General features: G+C 51.7%; 9 protein-coding genes. 4 read left to right on the forward strand and 5 right to left on the reverse strand.

All coding sequences use genetic code 11. From position 1 onward, the window contains the following. The 3 genes from RW092_RS23615 to RW092_RS23625 form a co-directional block, all read right to left on the reverse strand. Positions 1–1,728: CotH kinase family protein (locus RW092_RS23615; protein WP_410055570.1), on the reverse strand; the 1,728-nt coding region annotated here is incomplete at its 3' end. Between the two features lie 22 nt (positions 1,729–1,750). After that, the gene (locus tag RW092_RS23620) at positions 1,751–2,443 is read right to left on the reverse strand and encodes a DUF4956 domain-containing protein (RefSeq protein ID WP_316011443.1); all 693 of its coding nucleotides are present in this window, start codon (positions 2,441–2,443) and stop codon (positions 1,751–1,753) included. 3 nt (positions 2,444–2,446) lie between these two features. Further along, the gene (locus RW092_RS23625) at positions 2,447–3,160 is read right to left on the reverse strand and encodes a polyphosphate polymerase domain-containing protein (RefSeq protein ID WP_316011447.1); all 714 of its coding nucleotides are present in this window, start codon (positions 3,158–3,160) and stop codon (positions 2,447–2,449) included. 215 nt (positions 3,161–3,375) lie between these two features. On the opposite strand from RW092_RS23625, the gene RW092_RS23630 reads away from it, so the two are divergent. Continuing rightward, entirely contained in the window at positions 3,376–4,611 is a 1,236-nt protein-coding gene (locus RW092_RS23630) for a purple acid phosphatase family protein (protein ID WP_316011444.1), read from the forward strand. A gap of 505 nt (positions 4,612–5,116) precedes the next feature. Further along, a complete protein-coding gene (locus RW092_RS23635; protein ID WP_009224430.1) occupies positions 5,117–5,569 on the forward strand; it encodes a hypothetical protein in 453 nt (150 codons plus the stop codon). A 246-nt stretch (positions 5,570–5,815) separates the two neighbouring features. On the opposite strand, the gene RW092_RS23640 is transcribed toward RW092_RS23635, so the two are convergent. Together RW092_RS23640 and RW092_RS23645 are read right to left on the reverse strand one after the other, a co-directional pair. Further along, positions 5,816–7,591, reverse strand: coding sequence for a SulP family inorganic anion transporter (locus RW092_RS23640; protein ID WP_316011445.1), 1,776 nt, complete (start codon positions 7,589–7,591; stop codon positions 5,816–5,818). A gap of 105 nt (positions 7,592–7,696) precedes the next feature. Beyond that, entirely contained in the window at positions 7,697–8,026 is a 330-nt protein-coding gene (locus RW092_RS23645; protein ID WP_009224433.1) for an ArsR/SmtB family transcription factor, read from the reverse strand. A 343-nt stretch (positions 8,027–8,369) separates the two neighbouring features. On the opposite strand from RW092_RS23645, the gene RW092_RS23650 reads away from it, so the two are divergent. After that, positions 8,370–9,431 carry an ABC transporter ATP-binding protein gene (locus RW092_RS23650; RefSeq protein WP_085279398.1) on the forward strand — a complete coding sequence of 354 codons (1,062 nt, stop codon included), beginning with the start codon at positions 8,370–8,372 and terminating at the stop codon, positions 9,429–9,431. A gap of 37 nt (positions 9,432–9,468) precedes the next feature. Then, positions 9,469–9,819: an antibiotic biosynthesis monooxygenase gene (locus tag RW092_RS23655; protein WP_316011446.1), complete on the forward strand. Its 351-nt coding sequence runs from the start codon at positions 9,469–9,471 to the stop codon at positions 9,817–9,819. The last annotated feature ends 28 nt before the right edge of the window (positions 9,820–9,847 follow it).

Here is a 9,847-nt window from a genome sequence, read left to right on the forward strand (position 1 = left end):
GCCTTGCGGCGGCTGCCCGCCTTGGTTGGCTGGCGATCCGCCGCCCGCGCCCTGCGCGCCGCCCTTGGCGCCGCCCGTCGGCGCGTTGGGCTCCGCGACTGCGCCGGCCTGGGCCTGGCTCTGGCCTTGCGCTGCCGCGCGGCCCGTACGCCCGCCGCCGAAGCCGCCGCCCATGCCGCCAAAGCCGCCGCCGCTGCCCGATCCATCGCCGGACGAGGCGATGGTACCGTCAAGCTGCTGCTGGATATTCTCGATCTGACTAGCATTGGTACTGATCAGTTGGGGCACAGCTTGCTCGTATTCTTCATAGGTGTAAAAGGCCGTTGGATCGGCTTTTACATAAGACGAGATCATTTCCGACAACTCCGTGACGCGGGCGGAGAATTTGTCATTCTCCAGGAAGTTGTCGATCGCTGACTGAAGGATATCATGGTACTGGACCTTGTATTCATCTACTGCCAGCAGCTTGGCCACCAGCGGCCGATCTGCTACGGCGCCTTGCGTTGGTTCGTCGATCAGCAGATTGCTCCGACCCGAACCACCGCCGCCTGGAGCCGCTCCACCTGGAGCCGCCGCACCGCCTTGAGCGTCCGCGCCAGCGCCAGCTTGCGGCTGCCCGCGGGCAGCACCAGCGTCACCGCCACCGGTTGCACCGTCTTGCGCACCGCCATCGGCCGCCCCGGTCGCACCGGCTGCACCGCCAGCGCCATCCGCTCCGCCGCCTGCGCCGCCGTTCGCGCCGCGGCCGAATCCGCCGCCGCCCCGGCCCATACCGCCAAAGGCCATGTTGTAATCCCAAGGCAGGATGGAGAAGACGCCGTCGTCCTCGTACAAATAATAGTTCTGCTTATTGGCGCCGATGTAGCTGTCCATATTGTTCGTGAGCGTGTTTAGCGCAATGTAGCCCAGCGCGTCCGGCACATTGATGTATTTTTCATAGTTGCTGCCGTTATTCAGTTCATCCAGCATCTTGATCAGGATATCGCCGTTCGACGACTTCGACTTCTGCACCAATCCGGTATACGCCGACAGATCATCGCCCAGCCAAGTCAAATCGCTGCCGCTGCCGGTCATTTCCCCTTTGTACAACGCCCCGTAGGCATTGCCAAAGTTACGCTCCAGATAGGCGTCGCCGATTTGCTCCACCGCCAGGTAGAACCCCCAGAGCTCGCCGTTAATATAGACGTTCACGTAAGAGTGCTTTGGCGTTGGCAAGCCCATCTGCTCGGATAGCTCATAGGTCAGAAACTCCCGCATGTACGTAGCGTCACTGTAGTTGTTGTTCAGGTTGATTTTTTGAATACCTTCCAAGGTTTGATTCACATATTCGTCAAAAGACAACTTAAAGCTGTACCGATCGGAATCGCTCATTTGCACCACGCTGCGCAAGCTCAAATTGCCTTTGGTACGGATGCCGACATTGTCAAAATGGTGACCGTTGTAATCCACCGACGCGGTTTTGAATTCCTCGGCGCTGGCATTGTCCAGCATGTCTTGGAAATCCGCCTCGTCGATGGTGATTTTCACGTCAACCACCCGGTCCTTGGGGAACACCTCTTCATCCAGCTTTTTCTCCTCCGCAGAGACCGTTCGCTCCCCGGCAGCCCCCGTCTGACTGTTCGTCACGGAGGATCCCCCGGAATTCATGGTGGCCTCGCAAGCAATCAGGCCAACCAACAGCAGCCCGACGCACGTCCACAGCAAAAGCCGGGTCCCTTTGCGCATCATTCTCTTCCACCTCCGGGTTCCGTTAAGACACGTAGTCGCCGTTATAGCTGATCAACACGGCATTTTTGACGCCGCCCAGCGCGGTAATTTGGTTCACAAAATTGCCTTCCTGATCGCGCAAGCGAACCTCCAACGTCATTTCGATGTTGCCTGCGGTCACGGTTTTTTGCTTCACGTTGTAGCGTTTGACCATTTGCCCGATTTGCGAATGAACGAGCTTCTCGCTCTCATCGCTTTCGCAGTTCACCACCAGCAGATATGGGGTTTCCAAGGAACTGCTCTTGATGAACAGGAACAAGATTAAACCAACGACTGCCGAACCGATGGCCGCCAGCGCATAGAACCCGGCCCCCGCAACGATCCCGGCTGCAGCTGCCCAGAACAGGAAGATCAGATCAGTTGGATCTTTGATTGGCGTCCGAAAACGAACGATCGACAGGGCCCCCACCATACCGAGGGACAACACCAGGTTGGAATTGACAGCGATAATGACCATCGCAGTAACCATCGTCATGCCGATGAGCGAGACGTTAAAGCTTTTCGAGTACAGCACTCCGCTGAATACCCGTTTGTATAAAATGTAGATGAACAGTCCAATGAGGAACGAGACGCCTAAGGTAATGATGATTTTGCTGATGCTGATGTCTGAAGTGAAATTGTCGAGAATGGAATTTTTTACGATATCGCTAAAATTCGTGGTTGAAGTTGCATTCATAAATCAATAATCCTCCCATGAGTTGGTCTTCAAATATTTGCGGCAAATGACGTACTTGGATGCGGAATGCTGTCTCAACCCCTCTAACTGCAGAGCGGCCCGCAGATACTCCGGAATGTACTCATCAAATTTAACTTCGAGAATGATGAGCTTATCATCGATGGCCGAAACGGGCCGCAAATCCGGGTCAAACAAATCGACGGCATGAAGTCCGGTCCGCAGCTCCTTATCAAACGTGATCCGTACATTGCCGTTCGGACAAACAAACGGTTCGCGGACATAATCCACGATCACCTGCGGCGCTAAAAGTCGCTGCTTCATCTCAAGGTACAGCTCATGCAGCAGCGGCTTCTCCCGCACGTTCAGCACTTCAATATGGCCCGCCAGGATGGCATCCACCGTCTCCCGGGTCAACCGTTCTTTAAGCTTGGCGATATAGTCGCCTTTTTTGATTTTTTTCTCAAAATGAATCAGGTCGTCTCGCCGGTTATAGATGCGAATTCGGTATTTCCGGCGTTCACGGATGCCCCCTAATTTGTCGTGCAGGGCGGAGTTGTCGATGTCATCGAAATAAAGACTGCGAATATGGTACTCACCGCTCTGTCCCGCATGCTCATCATGGCGGGCTAATCCCTGTAACCGTTGGCGAAGGATATAATACTGGTGGCGGTTAATCATAAATTTCAGCTCGTGGCGAAACCTCAGATTCTGGTTCAAGTTCAAGTTCAAGTTGCACCTCTTTTCTCGGGAACCCTTATGTGTGATGTCATTTATCCTATCAAGGCTGCCTGATTGTCCACTTAATGCAAACTGAAAATCAACTGAAAGTTTTAACACGGCGTTGATAAATGTAAAATTATGTTAATCCCGAAGTTGACAGGGGGCTGCCTGGCGCTTTATCTTAAGGGAAATTCACGAAGGAGTTCTTATCCATGAAAGGTCGGAGTCAGATGGTTTGGCTGGGGGTACTGATCGTTGCGTTATTGCTTGGCATGGTTGTCTTCGGTTGGCAAAAAAAACAACAGGCCACCGAATCCGCCGTCCCGAAACCCCAATCGATCGTGATGACGATCGGCGGGGATGCGCGGACGACGATGGCGTTCACCTGGCAGACGGAAGGGACGGCCGGGGAGCCTGGGATTTTGCAGATCGCGGAGGGGGCGGAGCCCGGTCCTTCCTGGAGCGAGGCAGAGGTGCTCCGCTTCGAGGCGGAGGCATCCGTGATGGAAGACGGGGGCAAAGGGCACACCGTCTACAAGGTGCTGGCCACTGGCCTTCGCCCAGGAACGACGTATGTCTACCGCGTGGGAAATGGACAGGAAGACGGCTGGAGCGAGCCGGCCAGCTTTGTGACAGAACCTGAGGAACCTCAGGCGTTTACCTTCATTAACGTCACGGATTCGCAAGGGGAGAAGGCTGCGGATTTCCGGCTTTGGGCGCGCACGTTGGACCAAGCGTTTCAAACGTTCCCGGAAGCCCGCTTCATTGTGCACAACGGGGATATGACGGAGAATCCGAACGATGCGCAGGGCTGGAAATGGTTGTTCGGACAAGCTTCCAAATGGCTTACCCGCGTGCCGCTGATGCCGGTGGCGGGCAATCATGATGAAATTTCCGGGGACGCTTCGGCGTTTGCCTCGCATTTTCTCGTGCCGGAGAATGGAGCGGAGGGAGCTGCGCCGGGGACGACGTATTCTTTTGACTATGGATTCGCTCATATCGTTGTGCTGAATACGGAGTCCAAAATCAAGCGGCAGACGGAATGGCTTAGAGAGGATTTGCGCAAGAACACCAAGCCTTGGACGATCGTGGCGATGCATCGGCCCGCTTACGGCGGCAATCAGTACGACAAAATCGAGGATTGGATTCATGTGTTCGAAGAATTTGGCGTGGATCTGGTGCTGCAGGGACATAACCATGAATATTCCCGCTCCTATCCTTTGCGGAACGGGCAAATTGCCCAAGACGGCAAAGGGACCGTCTATGTTGTCACCAACACCTCCGGTCCCAAATTTAACGAGTTAAAAAAAGATAAATTTTACCACGCCGTGCATAGCCAACCCAACAAGCAGACGTTCGCCGGGATCACCGTAAGCGACAACACCCTGGTGTACACCGCGTATACCGTGGACGGCCGCAGGTTGGATGAGTTTACGCTGGAGCGGTAAAGGGTGAGCCTTGGATTTACGAGCACAATAACTGAGTGGCTATTGGTAAAGGATCAGTTTTAGTACCGGAAGAGCTTGACGATCAGGAGGAGGGAGCATATTATGGATTTAAAAAATCCTTTTCTTGGAAACTTTAGGAGTAGGTACCGATAATTCTTTTATTTAAGGTGACTGTTCACTTGATTATCGTTGACTTTAGAGAAGCTAATCACTCCCTTCAAGTTTGATTAAATAAAAAAATTTGTTTTTAAGATCATCGGCATTTAGCTGTAAGAGATTACACAGATGAGGATCGAAACGAAAATATTAGTGGAAATTAAGAATTTGTTAGTAAGTTTAATTAGGATAAATTTTAATTTTCAAAGTAGTAGTAAAAAATCTGAAACTGGCTCCTGCTGTAAAACAGAAGGAGCCAGTTCATAGAGTATCCTAAAGTTTGAAGAATGATTGGAGTTTTAATGTACTAAAATGAAAAGTTTATATGGAGAAGATGAGGTGATGTTCTATGAAACGTTATAAATACATTGCAATTGGAATAATTTTAATTTTATTAGTTGCCGGTACATTGATTTTTTTAAACCATTCAAAAAATACTACATTTAACGAGATTGTGATGAAAGATATAAATACTGATGAAATAAGCTCATTACAAGTCATTAGTCGATTATATAACTCTGCAGATGAAGATGAACGATCTATAACTGACAAAAATGAAATCAATAAAATTGTAGATTATTTTTCACAGCTTGAGCTAAAGAGAACGAATTTATCAAATATTAGTTACACAGAGTCCTACTGGATAACTATAAAAGTCAACAGGGAGCTAGCGTTTGGTTTAATCCTTTATGATAACCATTACATCAATATTTTTGAGTATAACAGGGGCAGATCTTCATATTACAAAATAACAAGCAAGGTTGATCCACCGGTCGTTATTCAGGAATTATTTAAAAAGTAAGTTTTCCGGAGTATAAAAAAAGCAACCCTTCTACTAAAAAAAAGGTTGCTTTTTTTGATAAATATTACAGAATTTGCCATACCCCACTTTTTGAATGAACTCGAGTTACTACGCCGTTACCTGTGATGAAACGAACGCCAGCCGTTTCGATCGGTTACAATGCCGAGAACGGCAGTGGCTAAGCCTAAATAGAATATACTACATCCTATTTGGGAGGTTTTAGCTGGATTCACAGTCCCGGCAGAGCTACACCGTAACTTTGCTTTCTCGAGCCAGCGTACCGGCCAATTCCGGCAAAGCCTTACGCTCCATATCCGCCCCGCACAACCCCGCGCATTCGCGGAACGCGAACTGCCGGCAGCCCCGGCATTTATCGGGGGTGATAACGCTCAGGGCATAGTTCAAGGCTTCACCGGTGCTTTCGAAGAAGTGGGCATCACCAACCAGCTCGTAACAGCCCGTCTTGCTCATCAGCTTGCGCGGCTGCGCCCGCAGGCCGGAGACGAGGACGGTGATGCCGGCTTGCTTGAGCCGCTTGATCAGGGCGGTGAAATTCGCTTCCCCGGTCGTGTCCATAAACGGCACTTTGCCCATGCGGATCAACACCACACGCAGCTGGCCGCCTTCAATTTGCGAGACGAACCGGTCGAACGCTTGCGAAGCGCCAAAGAACAACGGCCCGTCGATGGTGAAGATCGATACTTGCGGGCAATCATGATCTTTGGACACAATATGCGCCCCGACTTTCTCTTTGCCGGAAGCCCAATCGGGCAGCACCTTGTCAACGGTGAGCAGGTCGCTCATCCGTTTGACGAACAGCAGGACGGCCAGCACCAATCCCACCTCAACCGCGATGGTCAACGTCGTAAATACGGTCAGCAGGAACGTCACGATCAGGACAAGCGTATCGCTGGTTCGGGTCTTCAGCATGTGGGCAAACGCTTTGCGCTCGCTCATATTCCAGGCGACGACCATCAGGATTGGAGCCATGCTGGCCAGCGGGATGTTGGACGCATATGGCGCAAACAACGCAACGATCAGCAGCACCACGACGCCATGAATGATACCGGATAAAGGCGTTACCGCCCCGTTCTTGATATTCGTTGCGGTCCGGGCGATGGCGCCGGTTGCGGGAATCCCGCCAAACAGCGGAGCAGCCATATTGGCAAGACCTTGCCCGATCAGCTCGCGGTTACTGTTGTGACGGGTGCCGGTCATGCTGTCCGCTACCACGGCGGAGAGCAGCGATTCGATGCCGCCGAGCAAGGCGATAATCAGCGCCGGTTGCAGCATCGGCACGACGTTGTCCCAGGACAGGTCAAGCGGGTGAAAATCCGGCAAGCCGCCGGGAATCGCCCCGTAAGCGGATCCGATGGTCGTCACTTGGCCGGGGAACAGCCACGCTGCAGCTAACGTGGACACTAGGATGCCAACCAGTGATCCGGGAACCTTCGGAAGGAACTTGGGCGTCAGCAGCAGGGCAGCCAGGCAGATCCCTGCGGTCAGGAAGCTGTAGAAGTTAAACGTATGGATCTGCAGGAAGATTTCTTTTATATTTTCATGAAAATATTCATGTCGCTTCATTCCGGTTAAACCGAGGAAATTCCCAATTTGTCCGCTGAAGATCGTCACCGCAATGCCGGCGGTAAACCCAATTGTGACCGGCCTCGGAATGAACTTGATCAACGTGCCGAGCCGCAGCAGCCCCATCAACACCAGCATGATCCCCGCTAGGAAGCCAGCGATCAGGAGATTCTCATAGCCGTATTGCAGCACGATGGCGAGCAGAATCGGAATAAACGCCCCGGTAGGGCCGCCGATTTGGAACCTTGAGCCGCCCAACAGCGAAATCAAGATCCCGGCGACGATGGTCGTATACAGCCCATACTCCGGCTCGACGCCGGACGCGATGGCAAAAGCCATCCCCAGCGGGAGCGCCACGATACCGACGATACACCCCGATATCAAATCTTTGCGCAGCGTTGCCGCATGAACATTAGTGAACCTTCCACTCCACTTCATCCGTTAAACCCTTCTTTTCTTAGAAATCTGCATTTTTTGATAGATCAAGAACTTTCCCACAAACAAAAAAGACCCCCGCAACCCGACGGGGAAACTTGAGGATCCTTATTTTTGTTTTCGGATCCCGCGCAGTAAGGAAATGGATTCGACCAAATGATTGTCGAAAATTTGCCGGGCTACTGCGAGCAAATCTTTCAGCAGTGGATCTCGAAGCGAGTACACAACCGTCGTGCCTTCCTTGACGGTATTGACCAAATTTTTGGCGCGAAGAACGGCTAACTGTTGAGATACGGCAGACCCTTCCGATCCAAGGATCGATTGCAGCTCGTTGACGTTCCGTTCGCCTTCGCTCAGCACCTCCAGAATACGAATTCGCATTGGATGGGCGAGAGCTTTGAAGAATTCCGCTTTAAATTGTTGCAAGTTCGCGTCCATCGAATAAACTCCTTAAAATCATAAATTTCATAACTCTGAATCTTTGCATATTTGATATCTTAGCATAGCTACGGCAGAGTGTATAGAGAAATCGACGGATTTTAAACTGAAATTTTCGCGAGAGCTAGGGAGATAAGAGGGCCTAAGATGGGGCTTTTTCCATTTGAGATATGATAGTCAAACATGCTATACTTAATAATGATAATCATTATCAATAATTGTCAAAAAGAACATCGAAGGGATGATTCGTAATCTAGTTCATCCGTTTTATTAAGTTCTGTCCTTGTCAACTGACTATAAAGATGACTCCAACCAGGAGTGGAGAGTGAGGAATCGGGATCATATGGAACACCTATTGGAAGTGAAGGATTTGGCCATCTCGTTTCATACCCGGGAGGGGGAAGTGCAAGCCATTCGCGGCGTGAATTTCTACGTCAACAAAGGGGAAACGCTGGCCATCGTTGGCGAATCGGGTTCGGGTAAAAGCGTCACTTCTCAGGCCATCATGCAGCTAATTCCCCGGCCGCAGGGGGAGTATAAACGCGGGGAGATATGGTTTGACGGACAAGAGCTGACCCGCAAGACAGAGAAGCAGATGCAGCGGATTCGCGGCAAGGAGATCGGGATGATCTTCCAAGACCCGATGACCTCGCTTAACCCAACCATGAAGGTAGGGAAGCAGATTACCGAGGTGCTTCATACCCATGAGCATATGTCCAAAGAAGCCGCATACCAACGGGCCGTGGAACTGCTTGGTCTAGTTGGGATCAAGTCGCCGGAGCGGCGCTTTCATCAATATCCGCACGAGTTTAGCGGCGGGATGCGGCAACGGGTCGTGATCGCCATTGCGCTGGCGGCTAATCCGAAGCTGTTGATCGCCGATGAGCCAACGACGGCGCTGGACGTTACGATTCAGGCGCAGATTCTGGAGCTGATGAAAGAGCTGCAGCAGAAGATTGGCACGGCCATTATTTTTATTACACATGACCTTGGTGTTGTAGCCAAAATGGCTGACCGCGTTGCCGTCATGTACGCCGGGCAAATCGTAGAGACGGGAACGGCGGAGGAGATATTCTATGACCCGCGCCATCCGTACACGTGGGGGCTGCTGGCCTCGATGCCAAATCTCGATGGACATGGCGGCGGGAAGCTGGCGGCAATTCCAGGAACGCCGCCGGATTTGATCCGTCCACCGCAAGGGGATGCCTTTGCCCTGCGGAGCTCGTACGCGATGAAGATCGACTTCGAGCAAGAGCCCCCGCTGTATCGGGTATCCGATACCCATGCGGTGAAGTCGTGGCTGCTGCATCCGCAAGCACCGCGGGTTTCGCCGCCAGAAGCGGTGAGCCGGAAGCGCCGTCAGCTGCCGGGGACCTATGAGGTTCCGGTGCTTGCGGAGGCGTAAGCAAGAAGCGATATTTTTTCCATAGGGGGGAACCGGAATGTTTGTGATGACAAGGACCATGGTTATCGAGAAAGGGAACAGCGACAAGGTAATTGCTAGATTTAGTCAGGAGGGCGCCATCGACCAGATGGAGGGCTTGGTGGACATCAGTGTGATGGTCAACCGGAAGAGTCAAGAACATGAGGAAGTCGTAGTCGTCATCCGCTGGGAGTCGCAGGAAGCATGGAAGAATTGGGAGAAAAGCGATGCGCACATCCAAGGCCACAAAAATAATCGTGGAAAGCAGCCGCCTTCTTACCTCCTCAATACAACAGTGAATATGTACGATGCCCAGGTCGTGAAGAAAGGCAAAGCCTTTTTGAAGATATCAGCGTACTATGTCAAGTAGAATTTTTAGGTTTCTGGGTAACCCAAAC

The sequence above is a fragment of the Paenibacillus sp. 3LSP genome, assembly GCF_032465655.1.
Classification (GTDB): domain Bacteria; phylum Bacillota; class Bacilli; order Paenibacillales; family Paenibacillaceae; genus Fontibacillus; species Fontibacillus barengoltzii.